We start from the raw sequence: 16803 nt of genomic DNA, 5'->3' as shown, positions 1-16803 counted from the left end.
ACCTCACTGCCGCGCACTCCGCTCGATCGTGGTGGCCAGACCCCAGTGATCGGACTCGTGGCTCACCAGGCGGACCGTGTTCGTCGTCCGGAGACCCCTGGTGAGGATGTAGTCGATGCGCCTGCGGTCCTGCTCCGGGTTCTTCTGGTCGATCGTCACACCCTTGTCCTCGGCCACGTCGGTGTACCCGTAGGTCGTCATGAACGCCTGGATCGCGGCCATGGTCAGCCGGTTCGGGTCCGGGACGTCGATGGTCTGGTTGAAGTCGCCCGTGATCACCGTCGGGTCGGGGCGGGACTCGGTGGTCTCCTGGATCCGGCGCACGTCCGCGGCGCGGTCCTGGTCGGACACCTGCTGGTGCAGCGCGAGGTGGGTGTTGTAGACGTCGACCGCACCCCAGCTCGTGGTGATCTCCGCGCCCTGGAACGCCCGCCCGCCCGACGGCAGCACGATGCCCTGGTCGTCGTTCGCGTCGTCCAGGGTGATCGGCCGCTGGCCGGTGATGCCGTCGCCGATGCGGACGAGCTGGGCGTCGCCCGACGAGACGTGGTCGTACACCGGCCGCTCGCCCTTCGACCTGCCGGCGTAGAAGGAGGCGTAGGCGGCGTGCGCCCAGTTCAGCTGCCACTCGTCGCCGGTCAGGTCGCGCAGGATGTCCCGCAGCTGTCGCGCCGCGGGCAGCGCCATCTCCTGCAGGTTCGCGACGTCGCCGCCGTTGCCGAGGATGTCCCTGGCGAGCAGGACGAGGTCGTCGTGCGTCGCGTCGGTGCCGCCGGGGTTGCCCGGGCCCGACCGGTAACCCATGGCGGCGTTCAGGTCGACCACGCGGACGGTGTCGTTCGGCGGCGGCAGCGGCTCCGATGTGGCCGGACCCGGACCGGTGGCGGTACCGCAACCGGCGACCAGCACCGCGGCCAGCACGGGGATCAGCACGGGGATCAGCGTCCTCATAGCGCCGCCAGGGCCGGGGGGACCTCGTCGAGCGGGCGGGACGCCACCACCGCCGCGGCGTCCACCGGCGACCGGACGGCGAGGATCGCGAGTGCCTGCGTGGCGGGCAACCGGTTGAACCACCGCAGGATCAGGTCGCGGCGACCGGCCTCGGTGAGCGTGCCGTGCAGCCGCAGGCGGGCCATGCCGCCGTCCGGGTGGACGTCCATCCGCACGTGGGTGACGGCGGCGCCGACCGCGACCGGGAAGCGGTGCCGGGTGTCGGGCTGGAGGCGGGTCCTCGGCAGCAGCTCCACCCACTCGCCGCCGGCCAGACCGCGCAGCGCCGCACAGCCCGGTGCGTTCCCCTTGAAGTGGCTGGTGTCCAGCTCAGCGAGCCGCACCACGCCCTCGGCCGCCAACCGCACCGAGACCCAGTCGTTGCCGTCGTCGCGGCGGCGGGCGGTCTCCCAGCCCTCCCCCATCACGGCGGCGAGGCCGGGCGAGATCAGGTTCGCCGGCGACGAGTAGAACTCGTTGCTGCAGGCATCGATCCCGGCGCCGTTCTCCAGCGCGGCCAGGTCCAGCGAGCCGAGGTCGAGGAAGCGCGGGTCGGCGACCGGGACGCCGTGCACCCGCAGCCGCGCGACGCCACCGTCGGGGTCGATGGTCAGCCGGACGTGGGTGAAGCGCTGGGGGTCGTCGACCTCGAACGGGTTCTTGGTGTCGCCCAGCAGGGGTGAGCGCGGGACGAGCGGCTGCCAGTCCACCTCGGACAGCTCGGCCGGTGACGGGTAGCCCTCCACGGCCGCGCCGTCGACCCAGCAGAACGGCGGGTAGTTGCCGGTGAAGTACGAGGTGTCCACGACGATCCCCCGCACGACACCCGGCAGCCCCAGCCTGATCACCGCCTGGTCGACGCCCGGCTCGCGGCGCCGCCGCGTCTCCCAGCCGTCGTAGACCTGTCCCCTGTGGCCGAACGTCGACGGCTGGAACACGGGCTCGGACCCGCGGACCAGGTTCTCCTTCTCCGCGAACAGCTCGTCGTTCGCCCACACGACCGACCCACCAACGCGACGCGACGCGAGCTCGGGCAACCCGGTGAACTCCATCAGCGCTCCAGCAGCTTCCCGTGCGGCGCGCCGCCGTTGGCACCGCCGCCCACCTCGCGGCCCCGCAGCCACGTCCGGCGCACCACGCCGGTCAGCGTGCGGCCGTGGTAGGCGGAGACGGCGTTGCGGTGGAAGAGTTTCGCGGCGTCCACGGTGAACTCCTCGCCGGGCGCGAACACGGCGAGGTCCGCGTCCCGGCCCGGTTCGATCGCGCCCTTGCCCGTCAGGCCGACCAGTTGCGCGGGGGCAGTGGACATCCAGCCCACCACCTCGGTCAGCGGGACTCCCCGCTTCAGCGCCGCGGTCCACACCGCGGGCAGCCCCAGCTGCAGGCCGGCGATCCCGCCCCACGCCTGGCCGAAGTCGCCGGTGTCGAAGCGTTTCAGGTCGGGTGTGCAGGGCGAGTGGTCGCTCACCACGCAGTCGATCACGCCGTCCCGCAGCCCCTGCCAGAGCAGGTCCTGGTTCGCGGCCTCGCGGATCGGCGGGCAGCACTTGAACTGCGTCGCCCCGTCAGGCACCTCCTCCGCGGTCAGCGTCAGGTAGTGCGGGCAGGTCTCGACCGTGACGGCCACGCCGTCGCGCCGGGCGGCGGCGATCATCGGCAGCGCGTCCGCCGAGGACAGGTGCACCACGTGCACGCGGGCGTCGTGCCGCCGGGCGAGGTCGAGCACCGTCGCGATCGCCCGGTGCTCGGCGTCCTTGGGCCGCGACGCCAGGAAGTCCTGGTACGCGCGGCCGTGCGGGGCCGGGGCGCGCTCGATCAGCTCCGGGTCCTCGGCGTGCACGATCATCAGCGCGTCGAGGTCGCGGAGCGTCGCCAGCGCGGCCGCCAGCTGGCCGGTCGAGAGGTGCCCGAACTCCGCGACGCCCGAGTCCAGGAGGAAGCACTTGAACCCGAACACCCCCGCGGCGTGCAGTGCCGGCAGCTCGGTGCGGTTGCCCGGCACGGCACCGGCCCAGAAGCCGACGTCGACGTAGGTGTGCCCGAAGGCCGTGGCCCGCTTGATGTCCAGTGCCGGCACGTCCACCGTCGGCGGCACGCTGTTGAGCGGCATGTCCACGATCGTGGTCACACCGCCGGCCGCGGCGGCACGGGTGGCGGTCTCGAAGCCCTCCCACTCGCTGCGGCCCGGGTCGTTGACGTGGACGTGCGTGTCCACGAGGCCGGGTAACAGCACCTCGTCGTCGGCCAGGTCCACGAACACCGGGCCGTCCAGCTCCGGCTCGACCGCCACGATCACGCCGTCGCGGATGCCGACCGCACCCGACCGCTCGCCCTCGGGGGTGATGATCCGGCGGGCGCGGACGATGAGATCCACTACCGGACCTCCCGCCGGACCAGGGCGTCCAGGTCCGCCGTGGACAGCTCGCACAGCTGTTCCACCTCCGCGGCCGACAGGGCGCCGCAGTCCATCGCGCGCCGCATGGACATGGCGAGCGCCTGCGCGGTCGCGGGTTCGTCCAGGACGCCGGCGTCCGCCTTCGCCACGTACGCCCGCAGCCGCCTGCCGTCGGCCGCCGCGTTGCCGAGGTAGAACGCGTAGTTCGCGGCGTAGCGGGTGACCAGCTGCCCCGGGTGCAGGTCCCAGCCCTGGTAGAAGCCGTGTCGCAGTGAGCGCAGCGTCAGCCGGAAGTGCTCGCGCCACGCCTCGTGCACGGTGTCGCGGTCGCCCACCGGCAGCACGTTCGTCGAGCCGTCGGACAACCGGACGCCCGTGCCGGCGGCGCTGACCTGCATGACGTTCCTGGCGAAGTCGCACGCGGCGTGGGCGAGGTGCTGCTCGCCGGCGGACAGGCCGCACGCGGCCGTGTAGTCGTAGGTGCCGAAGTGCAGTGCGCTGACCCGCCCCTGCCCGGCGGCGATGAACCGGGGGATGGCGAACGCACCGGTCGAGTCCAGGACGGACTGCGTGGTCTCGATCTGGATCTCGAACCGCAGCCGCCCGGCGGGCAGGCCGAGCCGGTCCTCCAGCAGCCCGAGCAGCTCGCACAGCGCGGTCACCTGCTCGACGGCGGTGACCTTCGGGAATGTCAGGGTCAGCCCGTCCGGCACGGTCACCAGGTTGGTCAGGAACAGGTCCAGCGTGCGGATCCCGCGCTCGAAGTACTCGAACGACTTGAACCGGATGCCCACCCGCGGCACGTCGATGACGCCGGCGAGGCCCGCGCAGCGCACGGCGTCCTCGTCCTCGACCGCCTCGGACCGGAAGCCGTAGCCGTCCTCGAAGTCGATCCGCAAGTCCTCCACCGGTTCCGTCGCGAGCTTCGCGACCACCTTCTCGTGCACGGGTTCCACGAGCGCGGGTGGCAGGCCGAGGACCTCCGCGAACGCGAGCGGTCCCGGCGCGTGCTCCTCCAGCAGGGCGAGCGCGGCTGCGCCCCACTGGACCGGCAGGTCGTCGGTGACCGCGTCGGCCGGCACGTAACAGGTGTGCACCGGCTGCCTGTCCCCCGAGTCGCCCGGGTACCGGACCCTGCGGCTGTCGTCCACGAGGGACAGCCGGCGCGCGATCCCCGTGAGCGTCGCGGCGTCCAGGGAGGTGCGCACCCTCAGATCCGCTCGTAGGCGGGCAGTGTCAGGAAATCGGGGTAGTCGTCGGCCAGCGCGACCTGCTCGAACAGCTCGCAGGCGGTATCCAGGTGCGGCAGGTCGGCCAGCTCCGCGCGCACGTCGGCGAGGGTGTCCCGCACGAGGTCGGCGGTGACCGTGGCGCCGTCCGCGAGCGTGACCCCGTTGCGCACCCACTGCCACACCTGCGAACGCGAGATCTCCGCGGTGGCGGCGTCTTCCATGAGGTTGTGGATGGCGGCGGCGCCGTTGCCGCCGAGCCAGGACGCGAGGTAGCGGACGCCCACGTCGACGGCGGCGCGCAGGCCGGCGGCGGTCGCCCGGCCGGGTGTGGCCTTCACGTCGAGCAGCTGGTCGGCGGTGACGTGCACGTCCTCGCGGAGCTTGTCGAGCTGGTTGGGGCGGCCGCCGAGGACCCTGGTGAACTCCTCGTCGCAGATGCCCACGAGGTCCGGGTGCGCGACCCACGAGCCGTCGAACCCGTCGTTCGCCTCGCGCCGCTTGTCCTCGTGCACCTTGGCGAGCGCCTTCTCGGTGACCTCCGGGTCGCGGCGGTTGGGGATGAACGCGGCCATGCCACCCATCGCGAACGCGCCGCGCCTGTGGCAGGTGCGGACCAGCAGCTCGGTGTAGGCACGCATGAACGGCGCGGTCATGGTGACGTCGTTGCGGTCGGGCAGGACGAAGTCGGTGCCGGCGTCGCGGAAGTACTTGATGATGCTGAACAGGTAGTCCCAGCGGCCGGCGTTGAGGCCGGAGGCGTGGTCGCGCAGCTCGTAGAGGATCTCCTCCATCTCGAACGCGGCCGGGATGGTCTCGATGAGCACGGTCGCGCGGATGGTGCCGTGCGGGATCCCCAGAGCCTGCTGCGCGTGGGTGAAGACGTCGTTCCAGAGCCGGGCCTCGAGGTGGCTCTCCATCTTCGGCAGGTAGAAGTACGGGCCGCTGCCCTTGTCGAGGAGGGCTCGCGCGTTGTGGAAGAAGTAGAGCCCGAAGTCGACGAGTGCGCCGACGGCCGGTTCGCCGTCGATCCGGAGGTGCCGCTCGTCGAGGTGCCAGCCACGCGGGCGCACGACGATCACGGCGTGCGCCACGTCGGGCCTGAGCGCGTACTCCTTGCCCTCCGGCGAGGTGAACGCGATCGTCTCGCGGACGGCGTCGGCGAGGTTGACCTGGCCGCCGACCACGTTCTCCCAGTGCGGGGTGTTGGCGTCCTCCAGGTCCGCCAGCCAGACCTTGGCACCCGAGTTGAGCGCGTTGATGGCCATCTTGCGCTCGGTCGGCCCGGTGATCTCGACGCGCCGGTCCTGGAGGTCCCCCGGTGCCGCCGCGACCCGCCAGTCGGACTCGCGGACCTCACGGGTCTCCGCGAGGAAGTCCAGCCGGCCGGTGCGGGACGCCTCCTCCCGCCGGCCGGCACGGGCCGCCAGGAGCTCGTCACGCCGGCCCGCGAACCGCTCGTGCAGGCTGGCGAGGAACTCCAGCGCCTCAGGGGTGAGTATCTCCTGGCTTCGCTCGACCGGACCACCGAGCACCTGGATGTCGACCATGGCTACACCCTAGGAGCATCGACCGCCGCAACGCACGGTCTCGTCCGCCGGACGGCGGTGCGGCGGAACGCGTCCTCGGCTGTGGCCGACATGTGGACGCGTCCTTCACCAGCGCCCGTGGTGCACGACCTCGTCCAGCGCGAAGCGCTTGCGGGTGCGAGGTGAGCCGGACTGCTCCGGCTCGTCGGAGTAGCCGATGGCGACCGCGCCGATGGGTTCGTACTCGGGCGGTACGCCGTACAGCTCGCGGAACGGCTGGACGTGCTCGGGCAGGATGCCGAAGTACAGGGCGCCGAGGCCCTCGTCGACGACCGTCTGCAGGATGAGCAGCGTGGCCATGCCGGTGTCGATGTACCAGAACGGGACCGGCCAGCGCTTCTCGTCGCGGTCGCCCCAGCCCTTGTCCGGCTGGGCGTAGCGGTCCAGGTACACGTGCTTGGCCGCGAACGGCACGATCAGCAGCGGCGCGGTGGACACCCCGTTCTCCCGGGGGTTCAGCGCCCAGAACTTCCGCAGCTCCTCGCCCTCGAGCACCAGGAAGGCCTGGCCCTGCGAGAAGCCCGCGGACGGGCCGCGGGTGGCGTTGTGCAGGATCCGGTCCCTGACCTCGGCAGGCACGGGCCGGTCCGCGTGGAACCGGCGCACCATGCGGCGCTTGCGGACGACGTCCTGGAACTCCATCCCGCCCCCTTTCAGTTGAGTAGCGCGTCGACGAACGCGGTCGGCTCGAACGGGGCGAGGTCGTCCGCGCCCTCGCCGAGACCGACCAGCTTGACCGGCACGCCCAGCTCGCGCTGGACCTGGAAGACGATGCCGCCCTTCGCCGTGCCGTCGAGCTTGGTGAGCACGATGCCGGTGACGTCGACGACCTCGGCGAACACGCGGGCCTGGGTGAGCCCGTTCTGACCGGTGGTCGCGTCGAGGACCAGCAGGACCTCGTCGACCCTGGTCTGCTTCTCCACGACCCGCTTGACCTTGCCCAGCTCGTCCATCAGGCCGGTCTTGGTGTGCAGCCGACCCGCGGTGTCGACCAGGACGGCGTCCACGCCCGACTCGACGCCACGCTTGACCGAGTCGAAGGCGACGGCGGCCGGGTCGGCGCCCTCCTTGCCGCGGACGACCTCGGCGCCGACCCGCTCGGCCCAGGTGGCCAACTGTTCGACGGCGGCCGCGCGGAAGGTGTCGGCCGCGCCGAGCAGGACCGTGCGCCCGTCGGCGACGAGGACGCGGGCCAGCTTGCCCGTCGTGGTGGTCTTGCCGGTGCCGTTGACGCCCGTGACCAGGACGACGGCCGGCAGCTTGGTCCCGTCGCTCTGGTGCGGCAGCGCCCGGACGGCGCGGTCCATGCCGGGGTGCAGCGCGTCGACGAGCACCTCGCGGAGCAGCGCCCGCGCCTCGTCGGCGGTGCGGACCTTGCGGCTGACCAGCTCCTCGCGGAGCCGCTCGACGATCTCGGTGGTCGTGGCGGCGCCGAGGTCGGCGAGCAGGAGGGTGTCCTCCACCTCGGTCCAGGAGTCCTCGTCGAGGTCGCCGGCGCCGAGCAGGCCGAGGAGGCCCTGGCCGAGTGTCGAGCGGGAACGGGACAGCCGGCCGCGCAGCCGCTCCAGCCGGCCCGACGCCGGCTCGATCTCCTCGACCGGCGGCGCGGTGACCTCGTCGACCAGCGCCGGCTCCGCCGGGACGGTGCCCGGCCGGTCGAGCACGGACTCCTCCGGCTCGACGGGTGCCGGCGGGACGACGTCCTCGTCCGGTGTCTCCTTGGGTGGGATGACCTCGTCGATCAGCGCCGGCTCGGCCGGCACGGTGCCCGGCCGGTCGAGCACGGACTCCTCCTCCGCGGGAGGTGCCTGTTGCCCGCCCGGCGCGAGGCTGATGCCGCCGCCGGCCTGGTAGCCCTTCGGCTTCTCCTCGACGGCCGGCTTCTCGGACAGGTCGATCCGCCGTCGCCTGCTCAGCACGACACCCGCCACCACGGCGAGCGCGAGCAGCACGACAACGGCGACGATGATCACGATCACGGTGCTCGACACGTCGTCATCCTCGCATCAACGCCCGACCCGCACGTCAGGACCGGTCGGTTCACCGTGCCCGCGCGGCCGCCGGGCGCGGCCGGCGCAACCCGGCCGACAACCGCCGGGATTAATCTGAAATGAATTGTCACTACAGTTATTTCTATATCCACAGAAGCACAATTGGGCGCGTTTTCGTGCCCGAAGGACGGTTACCGACAGCGTCGGCGCCGTCCTAGCGTGAATCGTTCTGACCAGCCAACACATCCCACTTGGGGGCAAGATGAGCGATGAGGACAGCGGTCGTACGAATCGAAGGAAATTCATCAGAACGGCCGGCGCGGTCGGCGCCGGCGCGGCCGTCGCGCTGACGACCGGCACGGCGGCGGCCGCGGAAACGCGGTCGGACGTCGGCACGAACAGTTTCGACAACGCCGGCGGCGGGGTCATCCTGAACCCCGGTGGGGCCACGACCTGGTCGTTCGGCTGGGGCGACGACCGGCACGTCCAGATCGGCGCGCCCAACATCCTCGCGCCGCAGAACGGCGCGGTGCACACCTACTTCAACTTCGGCAAGTCCCTGTCCGGCAGCGCCGCGACGTACTTCGTGACGATCCGCAACGACGGCGGCGTGCAGGCGGTCCACAACCTGGAGGGAGGCGGTCTCACATGATCATGACCGTGATCATCGAGGACGGTGCGCTGCAGGGCGCGGCGGTCGGCGACCTGCGTGCCCCGGAGAGCACCGGCAAGGCGCCCGCGCCGGGCCAGTTCTGGTCCGGCATCGTCGCCGGGCCGAAGCAAACCGTCAGGGTCGTCGAGGTCGCGGACAAGCTCAGCAGCCTGTTCACCGCCGACCCGGCCGGGCTCATGACCGAGCTGGGCGCGCTGCTCAAGCAGCGCGGTCTGCTCAAGTAGCGGAAAAGCGGGGCCGGTGTGAGCACCGGCCCCGCGGCTACTTCAACACGCCCGCCGTCAGGCCGGCCTGCACCTGCCGCTGGAACAGGATGTACACGATCAGCACCGGCAGCAGCGCGATCACCAGACCGGCGAACAGCGCGGTCCAGTCACCCCGGTAACCCTGGCTGATCGCCAGTGCCGCCAGGCCCTGGGCCAGCACCTTCTTGTCCGGCTCGTTCATCAGCACCACCGGCAGCACGTACTGGTTCCAGTGCCCCAGCACGTTGAACAGCCCGACGCTGATCAGCCCCGGCCTCGCCATCGGCAGCATCACCCGGAAGAACAGCCCGAAGTGGGAACAGCCGTCCACGATGGCCGCCTCCGCGATGGACGTCGGCTGGGTGCGGAAGAACGCCGTCAGGAAGAACACCGTGAACGGCATCGAGAACGCGACGTAGACCAGTGCGAGCGACAGGTAGCTGTTGAGCCCGAGGAACTGGCCGATCACCGGGACCGTGCCGAGGTTGCGCACCACGAAGAACAGCGGGACCAGCGCGAGGAACACCGGGAAGATCAGCCCGCCGACGAAGGCGAAGTAGATGATCCGGTTCCCCGGGAACTGGTAGCGGGACAAGACGTAGGCCGCCATCGCGCCGAGCAGCATCGTCAGCGGGACCGAGATCACCACGACGATGACGCTGTTCACGAAGTACTGGCCGATGTTCGCCGCCGTCCACGCCCGCGCGAAGTTCTCGAACCTGGCCACCGACGGCAGGCCGAACGGGCTGCTCAGGAACTCGCTGTTCGTCTTGAACGACGACACCATCGCCCACAGCAGCGGCAGCGTCGTGAGCAGGCCCCAGATGAGCAGGAACGCGCCGTTCAGCAGGTTCAGGGCGCCCGCGCCCGCACCGACGCCGGGCGCCCGGTGCCGCGGCACCTCGGCCGCGGCCACCGGCCGTTCGACAGTGGTCGTCATGACAGCTCCACCCGCTCCCGCCGCGCGAACCTCAGGAACACCAGTGACACGAACAGCGTCACGAGCAGCAGCACCACGCCGATCGCGGACGCCCGGCCGAACCGGTAGTCGTTGAACGCGGTGCGGTACATCGCCACGCCGAGCACGTCACCGGCGCGGGAGGGACCGCCGGAGATGCCGAGCATGATGTGCACGTAGGCGAACGCGTCCATGGCCTGGATCGCCATGTACACCCAGCCCACCTGCACGGTGTCCCACACCAGCGGCAGCGTCACGTGCCGGAAGGTCGTGTACCGGCTGGCGCCGTCGAGCAGGGCGGCCTCGTAGATGTCCTTCGGGATCGACTGCATGGCCGCCGAGAACAGCACGACGTAGAACCCGACGAACGACCAGATCATCACCACGACGACGCACCAGAAGGCGAAGTCGGGATCGCCGAGCCACGGCACGGCCAGGGAGCCCAGCCCGACCGCGTGCAGCGCGCTGTTCAGGATGCCGCCGGCCGTGGTGGGCGCGAAGACGTACTTGAACAGCACGCCGATGATCGCCACCGAGAGCACCTGCGGGAAGAAGTAGACGATCCGGTAGACCGCCGACCCGCGCACGCCCTGGATCCCCGACCTGCCGCGCCTGCCGACGTTCAGCATCGACGCGAAGAACAGCCCGAGCAGCACCGTGATCACGGGGACCACGAGCAGCAGCAGCGCGTTGTTCTTGAGCGCCACCAGGAACTGGTCGTCGCCGAAGAGCCACGAGTAGTTGGCCAGGCCGACGAACTTCTGGGTGCCCGTCAGCCCGGTCCAGTCGGTCATCGAGATGAAGATCGCCTGGATGTACGGGGAGAGCGTGAACAGGCCGTAGATCCCCACCGGGAAGACGAGGAACACGACGATGAACAGGTACTTGCCATGCTGCAGGGCGGGCCCCGGTTTCGAGACCCGCCCGCGTGCCGCCGTCTTCGTCGTCACTTCTCCGTCGTCACTTCTCGCGCTTGTACTTCGTGATCGAGTCGTCGTCGCGGACCTTCTTGGCCTCCGCGTCGGCCGCGGCGCAGAACTCGTCCACGGTCTTGCGGGCGGTCATCAGGTCGCCGATGACGGCGTTGATGCCCGGGTTCCACATCGTCCCGTACCAGGCCGGCCACATCCAGCTCACCACGTTGTCACCGGCGTCGTCGAGCATCTTCTTCGCCGAGGCGAGGCCCTTCGGCAGCTGCACGCCGTCCGCGGCACCCTGCACCACGGTGAGGCTGGAGACCTTCTCGGTGAAGCCCTTCGCGCCCTCCTTGGACAGCATGATCCGCATGTACTCGAGGCCGGCGCGCGGGTTCTTCGCCTGCGCCGGCACGACGTAGGGCTCGCCGGCGGCCGCGTAGATCGTCTCCACCGGCATCTTGGCGTCCTTGGACAGCAGCGGCTCCGGCATCACCGCGAACTCGAAGCCGGACTTCGGCGTGACGTCCTTCTCCTCGTTCTCCAGCCACGAGCCGCACGGGATGAACGCGGCCTTGCCGTTGACCCACTGGCCCTGCGACTGGATGTGGTCCATGCCCTCGGTGCCCTCGAGGATGTAGCCGCTGGTGCGCAGGCCGCGCAGCGCGTTCGCCGACTCCTTGATCGCCTCGTGGCTCCAGGCGCCTTCCTTGAGGTTGTCGATGTCGACGAGGATCTCCGGCCCGGCGAGCTTGGCGGCCATGGTGAGCAGCGGCCAGACCATGTACCGGGCGTGGATGCCCTGGTAGGTCCACGGCGCGATGCCGGCGCCCTTGATCTCCGCACAGAGCGAGGTCATCTCCGCCCAGGTGGTGGGTGGCTTCCACCCCTTGGAGTCGAAGAGGGTCTTGTTGTACCAGGTGCCGTACACGGTCAGCGCCATGTTCATGACGTACGGCTTGGCGCCGAATGTGCCCGCGGCGACGGCACCGGGCACGAGCGTGTCGCGGACCTTCTTGTTCGGGTTGTCCCAGCTCGGCGCGTCGTAGAGGTCGCTGAGGTTGTACAGCTGCTTGTCCGACACGAGCTGGCCCAGCGGGATCTGGCCGTCGCCCGAGTCGTTCACGAAGTCCGGCGGGTTGCCCGCGACGAAGCGGGACTGGAGCGCACCCTTGATGTCCACCTCGGCCTTGTGCTTGATCTCGGCCTTCGGGTACGCCTTCTTGAACATCGGCTCGTGGACGGCCGTGGCGTACTCGTCGCCGAATCCGCCGTTGAAGATGTAGATCTCCACCGGCTGGTCCTCTGGCACACCGAGCGGGTTCTTCTCGGACTTCGCACCCTGTGTCTGTTCCTGGCCGCCCCCCGACGTGGCGCAGCCCGCGAGGACGCCCGTTCCCGGCAACACGAGCGCGCCGGTCGCGAGTGCCCCCCGCAGGAACTTCCGCCTGCTCCAATCGGCCGAAAAACTGGTCATACTCGCTCCTCGTGGTGGTCACGATGCCCGATCCCCCGATGGGGAGACACATTAGCGTCCAGGTCCATAGCGTCAACCGCCAATACTCAACTGCCTGAACATCGATTTGGTCAAGAACTAACCGGGTGTCTTGCGAGGTGGGGCGGGGTCCATTAGCCACTAACCCTGTGAACTTCTGCCGGGTGATCGGGCTTCTGTCCGGAACGTCCATGGACGGTGTCGACGTCGCCGTCGCCGACCTGTTGCTGAACGGTGACGGCATCGATCTGCGACCGATCGGACACACGGAGCTGCCATACCCTTCCGAACTGCGTACCGCGCTGCTCGACGCGCTTCCTCCGAACGCGACCACGGCGCAGCAGGTCTGCCAGCTGGACACCGCGGTCGGGCAGGCCTTCGCCGCGACGGCCGAGCACGCGCTCGCCACGATCGCGGGTGGCCGCGCGGATCTCGTGGCCTCGCTGGGACAGACGGTCTACCACTGGGTCGACGGCGACCGCGCCCTCGGCACGCTGCAGTTGGGCCAGCCCGCGTGGATCGCGGAGGCGACCGGGTTACCCGTGGTGTCGGACCTGCGGGCGCGGGACGTGGCGGCCGGCGGCCACGGGGCCCCGCTCGCGCTCGTGCTCGACCGGCTGTGGCTCGCCGGCCGGCCCGGCACGACCGCCGCGCTGAACATCGGCGGGATCGCCAACATCACCGTGGTGACACCGGACGGGCCGGCACTCGCGTTCGACACCGGGCCGGGCAACGCGCTGCTGGACGCGGCGGCGCGGATGATCTCGGGCGGGGTGTGGCACCAGGACACCGACGGCGACCTGGCCGCGCAGGGCAAGGTCGACGCGGACCTGCTGGACGCGCTGCTCGCCGACCCGTACTACAAGCTCGACCCGCCCAAGTCGACCGGCAAGGAGCACTTCCACCGCGAGCACATCGCCGCGGCACTGGCCGAGGTCGGGCACGTCGCGGGCGACGACCTGCTGGCCACCCTGGTCGAGCTGACGGCGGTGACGGTCGCGGACGCGTGCCGCCTGCTCGGGGTGACGCGGGTGGTCGCCTCGGGTGGCGGGGTCCGCAACCCGACGCTGATGGCCGCGTTGCGGCGGCGGCTGGCTCCTGCTTCCGTGGAGACGAGTGACGACCTGGGACTGCCGTCGAGCGCGAAGGAGGCGTACCTGACCGCGCTGCTGGGGTTCCTGACGTGGTCGGGCGTGCCGGGGACGACCCGGCTGCTCGGCAGCGTCACGCCGGGCGCCGAGCCGCTGCGGCTGCCGGCGCCGGCGACGGCCGAGGTCGCCCGCCTGCGGGTGGTCGATCACGAGGGAGGTTCGCGTGCGAGCGCTTGATGTCGCGATCATCGTGGTGTTCCTGGTCGGGATGCCGCTGCTGGGCGTCCTGATCGGCGGGCGCCAGAAGTCGGCGACCGACTACTTCGTCAGCGAGAAGAAGATCTCGTGGTGGGTCGTGTGCGTGTCGGTCGTGTCGGCGGAGACGTCCACGCTGACCGTGCTGTCCGTGCCGGTGGTCGCGTACCTGGCGCCGCCGTCGGCCGGTGGCATGACGTACCTGACGCTCGCGCTGGGGTACATCGTGGGCCGGATCGTGGTGTCGTTCGTGTTGCTGCCGCGGTACATCGCGGGTGACCTGGTGACGGCGTACGCGTTCCTCGGCAAGCGGTACGGCGACGGGATGCGGGCCACGGCCTCGGTGACGTTCCAGTTCACCCGCCTGCTCGCGGACGGCATCCGGCTGTTCGCCACCGCGATCCCCGTCAGGGTGGTGCTGGCGTCCTACGGGGTGCACGCGTCGTACTGGGTGATCGTGGTCGTCCTGGGCATCGCGATGGTGTTCTACACGTTCGTGGGTGGCGTGCGCGCGGTCGTGTGGGTCGACGCGATCCAGATGGTCTGGTACGTCCTGGGCGGGGTCGTGGTGGTGGTCGCGCTGGCGCGGGCGCTGCCGTCGGGCTGGTTCGGTTCGGCCGCGGACGCCGCGAAGTTCCAGCTGTTCGACTTCTCGTCGGACCCGCTGACCGGCGGCTACCCGTTCCTGGCCGCGTTCTTCGGCGGCGCGCTGCTGGCGATGGCGTCCCACGGCGTCGACCAGCTGATCGTGCAGCGGCTGATGTCGACGCGGGACGTGCGGGCGGCACAGAAGGCGCTGATCGCGAGCGGCGTGGTGGTGTTCCTGCAGTTCGCGTTCTTCCTGTTCATCGGCGTGCTGATGTGGGCGTTCTACCGGGCCGCGGTGCCGGCGGACCCGGTCTCGGCGGGCGGCCTCGGCCTCGCGAACAAGGACGAGCTGTTCGCGCACTACATCGTGACGGAGCTGCCGTCGGGGCTCTCGGGCTTCGTGATCGCGGGGATCCTGGCCGCGGCGCTGTCGTCGTCACTCGGGGCACTGGCGTCGGCGACCGTGACCGACGTGTACGAGCGGGTGTCGCGACGGGTGCTGACCGACGAGCAGCGGCTGCGGCTCGGCCGGATCTGGACGGTGGTGTGGGCCGGTCTGCTGATCGTGTGCGCGGGCCTGTTCGCGACGGCCAACTCCACGACCGCGGATCCGATCGTCGTGCAGGCGCTCGGGATCACGGGGTACACGTACGGGGCGCTGCTGGGCGCGTTCCTGCTGGGGTTGCTGTTCCGGCGGGCCGACCAGGTCGACGGGCTGGTGGCGTTCGTGGTGACGGTGGCGGTGATGACCTTCGTGATCCTGGGCGTGAAGTTCGTCGGGCCCGCCGCGGCCGCGGACCCGGTGGCCAACGGGTACGCGCGGTGGACGTCGATCCGCGTCGACTTCTCGCCGGCCGTGCCCGCGGCGGGCGTACGCGCGTTGACGAGCTGGTGGTACACGCCGCTGGGTGTGTTCGTGACGTTGCTGGTGGGCGGGTTGATGTCACTGCGGCACCGCGACGCACCCGAACCGTCGCCCGCGAGGGACGAGGCCGTCGCCGAGGCCGCGTAGGTGAGGTGGCGGTGGGTCCCCGCCTGGCCGGTCAGGTCGCCGAGCGGGCCTTGTGGGCCGCGGTGCGGGCGGTCTTGGCCAGCTGTTTGTCCGGGTGGTGGGTGCCGATCAGGGTCAGGACCTCGTAGGCCATCGGGTGGCGCAGCCGCCAGGCGTCGGCCAGGATGTCCTGTTCGTGGCCGGGTGGGAGGGCTTCCGCCGACACCACTTCGACGGCTTCCGGGTCCAGTTCGCCCATCGCGTCGGCGCTGGCCGCCAGCGCGTCCAGCAGGAGCCACGCCAGGTCGGCCGGTTCGCGGGGCTCGCCGAGTGCGTCGCGGGCGTACGGGCGCAGTGCCGGCTCCGCCAGGACCGTCGACCACGGGACGTCCGGGAGCTTCGACAGGATCGTCACGGCGTAGAAGCGGCCAGCCGGCGACGCCGCCGCGGCCGCCGACAGCAGCTCGGTCGCGGCGGCGGCCGGCTCGCGGGACGACAGCCACCGGTCGGCCAGGTCCGACAGCTCCTCGTCGCCGCGGCCGCCGACCACGGTCAGCAGGTCGACCGCGGTCATCTCGGGTGGCGGCGGGAGCAGCGGGACCTCGATGCCGCCCTCGACCAGCTCCTCCCGCATGATCAGCATCCCCAGCGGGGTGAGGCGGGCGGTCTCGCCGTCCACCTCGGCCGTCTCATGGACTGCGCGTTCTAGAAATCTGCCGCTGCCCCGCTTGAAGAGACGCAGTTTTCTATCCGGGTAAAAGCCGCCGTGTCGTATCCAGCGACCAAGGAAATAGTTCTTGCGGGGAATGAGAAAGCCACGAACGCGCGGCTCTTGGCCGGATGGATCCGACGATAGCGCGGGAAGCGTTTTCTGAATCTCAGCCGCTAATTCCTTACCCGCCTCTTCGTCCGCATCCAGACTCAGGATCCAGTCGCCGGTGCATTTTTGGATCGCGGAATTCTTCTGGCTGGCGAAGCCCTTCCACGGCTCGACGAAGACCTTGGCCTGGAATTGGCGTGCGATCTCGCAGGTGCGATCGGTCGAGCCCGAATCCACCACTACTACCTCATCGGCCCAGGTGACGCTTTCGAGCGTTCGCCCAAGGTTCGCCTCTTCATTCGAGGTGATGATGGCGACCGAAATAGTTGGTCGATGAGAGTTGCTCACGCAGGAACGATACAAGTTACACACGGTAAGTGGCTAGTGTGCGGATGGCTACCACCTCAAAAACTAGGGGCAGCGCCGTTACAAATCGGTTGCTGCCCCTGAGCTTTCAGATCCTAAGCGACGAGTGTCGCCTCAGTTCTGCGAGGGCGGTGGTTGCTGCGGATTTGGGTTTGGCCGCTGCGGCGGCTGCTCCGGGCGAGGACCTACGCCAGGGACGTTAGGCATCGTCGT

Annotated in this window: 15 protein-coding genes; 4 read left to right on the top strand and 11 right to left on the bottom strand. The window is 70.3% G+C overall.

Annotated elements, in window-relative coordinates; genetic code table 11:
• Positions 1–3: 3 nt before the first annotated feature.
• The 7 genes from ACJ73U_RS20010 to ftsY all read right to left on the bottom strand — a co-directional run bounded on the left by ACJ73U_RS20010 (position 4) and on the right by ftsY (position 8194).
• Positions 4–951 carry an endonuclease/exonuclease/phosphatase family protein gene (locus tag ACJ73U_RS20010; RefSeq protein ID WP_407779179.1) on the bottom strand — a complete coding sequence of 316 codons (948 nt, stop codon included), beginning with the start codon at positions 949–951 and terminating at the stop codon, positions 4–6.
• Complete coding sequence (alc, locus tag ACJ73U_RS20005) at positions 948–2042, bottom strand: allantoicase (protein WP_407779178.1); 1095 nt, start codon at positions 2040–2042, stop codon at positions 948–950. Before alc ends, ACJ73U_RS20010 begins: the two co-directional genes overlap by 4 nt.
• On the bottom strand, positions 2042–3364 hold the full coding sequence (allB, locus tag ACJ73U_RS20000; protein ID WP_407779177.1) for an allantoinase AllB: 1323 nt from the start codon (positions 3362–3364) through the stop codon (positions 2042–2044). The genes alc and allB overlap by 1 nt, the downstream gene beginning before the upstream one ends.
• Positions 3364–4593, bottom strand: coding sequence for a DUF6986 family protein (locus ACJ73U_RS19995; RefSeq protein WP_407779176.1), 1230 nt, complete (start codon positions 4591–4593; stop codon positions 3364–3366). The genes allB and ACJ73U_RS19995 overlap by 1 nt, the downstream gene beginning before the upstream one ends.
• A gap of 2 nt (positions 4594–4595) precedes the next feature.
• Positions 4596–6164 (bottom strand): malate synthase A, encoded by a 1569-nt coding sequence (gene aceB, locus ACJ73U_RS19990; RefSeq protein ID WP_407779175.1) that lies wholly within the window; start codon positions 6162–6164, stop codon positions 4596–4598.
• Between the two features lie 105 nt (positions 6165–6269).
• Positions 6270–6845 (bottom strand): nitroreductase family protein, encoded by a 576-nt coding sequence (locus ACJ73U_RS19985; protein ID WP_407779174.1) that lies wholly within the window; start codon positions 6843–6845, stop codon positions 6270–6272.
• An 11-nt stretch (positions 6846–6856) separates the two neighbouring features.
• On the bottom strand, positions 6857–8194 hold the full coding sequence (gene ftsY, locus ACJ73U_RS19980; RefSeq protein ID WP_407779173.1) for a signal recognition particle-docking protein FtsY: 1338 nt from the start codon (positions 8192–8194) through the stop codon (positions 6857–6859).
• A 262-nt stretch (positions 8195–8456) separates the two neighbouring features.
• Between ftsY and ACJ73U_RS19975 the strand changes: the two genes are divergently transcribed.
• Together ACJ73U_RS19975 and ACJ73U_RS19970 are read left to right on the top strand one after the other, a co-directional pair.
• Entirely contained in the window at positions 8457–8846 is a 390-nt protein-coding gene (locus ACJ73U_RS19975) for a hypothetical protein (RefSeq protein ID WP_407779172.1), read from the top strand.
• Positions 8843–9091, top strand: a complete 249-nt coding sequence (locus ACJ73U_RS19970) for a hypothetical protein (protein WP_407779171.1) — start codon at positions 8843–8845, stop codon at positions 9089–9091. Before ACJ73U_RS19975 ends, ACJ73U_RS19970 begins: the two co-directional genes overlap by 4 nt.
• A 37-nt stretch (positions 9092–9128) precedes the next feature.
• On the opposite strand, the gene ACJ73U_RS19965 is transcribed toward ACJ73U_RS19970, so the two are convergent.
• The 3 genes from ACJ73U_RS19965 to ngcE are packed head-to-tail and all read right to left on the bottom strand — an operon-like array spanning position 9129 to position 12461.
• On the bottom strand, positions 9129–10052 hold the full coding sequence (locus ACJ73U_RS19965; RefSeq protein WP_407779170.1) for a carbohydrate ABC transporter permease: 924 nt from the start codon (positions 10050–10052) through the stop codon (positions 9129–9131).
• Positions 10049–11020, bottom strand: a complete 972-nt coding sequence (locus tag ACJ73U_RS19960; RefSeq protein WP_407779169.1) for a carbohydrate ABC transporter permease — start codon at positions 11018–11020, stop codon at positions 10049–10051. Before ACJ73U_RS19960 ends, ACJ73U_RS19965 begins: the two co-directional genes overlap by 4 nt.
• 10 nt (positions 11021–11030) lie before the next feature.
• Positions 11031–12461, bottom strand: coding sequence for an N-acetylglucosamine/diacetylchitobiose ABC transporter substrate-binding protein (gene ngcE / locus ACJ73U_RS19955; protein WP_407779168.1), 1431 nt, complete (start codon positions 12459–12461; stop codon positions 11031–11033).
• A 209-nt stretch (positions 12462–12670) separates the two neighbouring features.
• On the opposite strand from ngcE, the gene ACJ73U_RS19950 reads away from it, so the two are divergent.
• Together ACJ73U_RS19950 and ACJ73U_RS19945 are read left to right on the top strand one after the other, a co-directional pair.
• The gene (locus tag ACJ73U_RS19950; RefSeq protein WP_407779167.1) at positions 12671–13807 is read left to right on the top strand and encodes an anhydro-N-acetylmuramic acid kinase; all 1137 of its coding nucleotides are present in this window, start codon (positions 12671–12673) and stop codon (positions 13805–13807) included.
• On the top strand, positions 13794–15425 hold the full coding sequence (locus ACJ73U_RS19945; RefSeq protein WP_407779166.1) for a sodium:solute symporter: 1632 nt from the start codon (positions 13794–13796) through the stop codon (positions 15423–15425). The genes ACJ73U_RS19950 and ACJ73U_RS19945 overlap by 14 nt, the downstream gene beginning before the upstream one ends.
• 31 nt (positions 15426–15456) lie before the next feature.
• Here ACJ73U_RS19945 and ACJ73U_RS19940 read toward each other — a convergent pair whose 3' ends face one another.
• A complete protein-coding gene (locus ACJ73U_RS19940; RefSeq protein ID WP_407779165.1) occupies positions 15457–16572 on the bottom strand; it encodes a glycosyltransferase family 2 protein in 1116 nt (371 codons plus the stop codon).
• Between the last annotated feature and the right edge of the window lie 231 nt (positions 16573–16803).

It is taken from the genome of Actinophytocola sp., from assembly GCF_045807065.1.
In the GTDB taxonomy this organism is placed as follows: domain Bacteria; phylum Actinomycetota; class Actinomycetes; order Mycobacteriales; family Pseudonocardiaceae; genus Actinophytocola.
The sequence above is the reverse complement of the archived record's forward strand: the minus strand, read 5'-3'. Positions and strand labels throughout refer to the sequence as shown.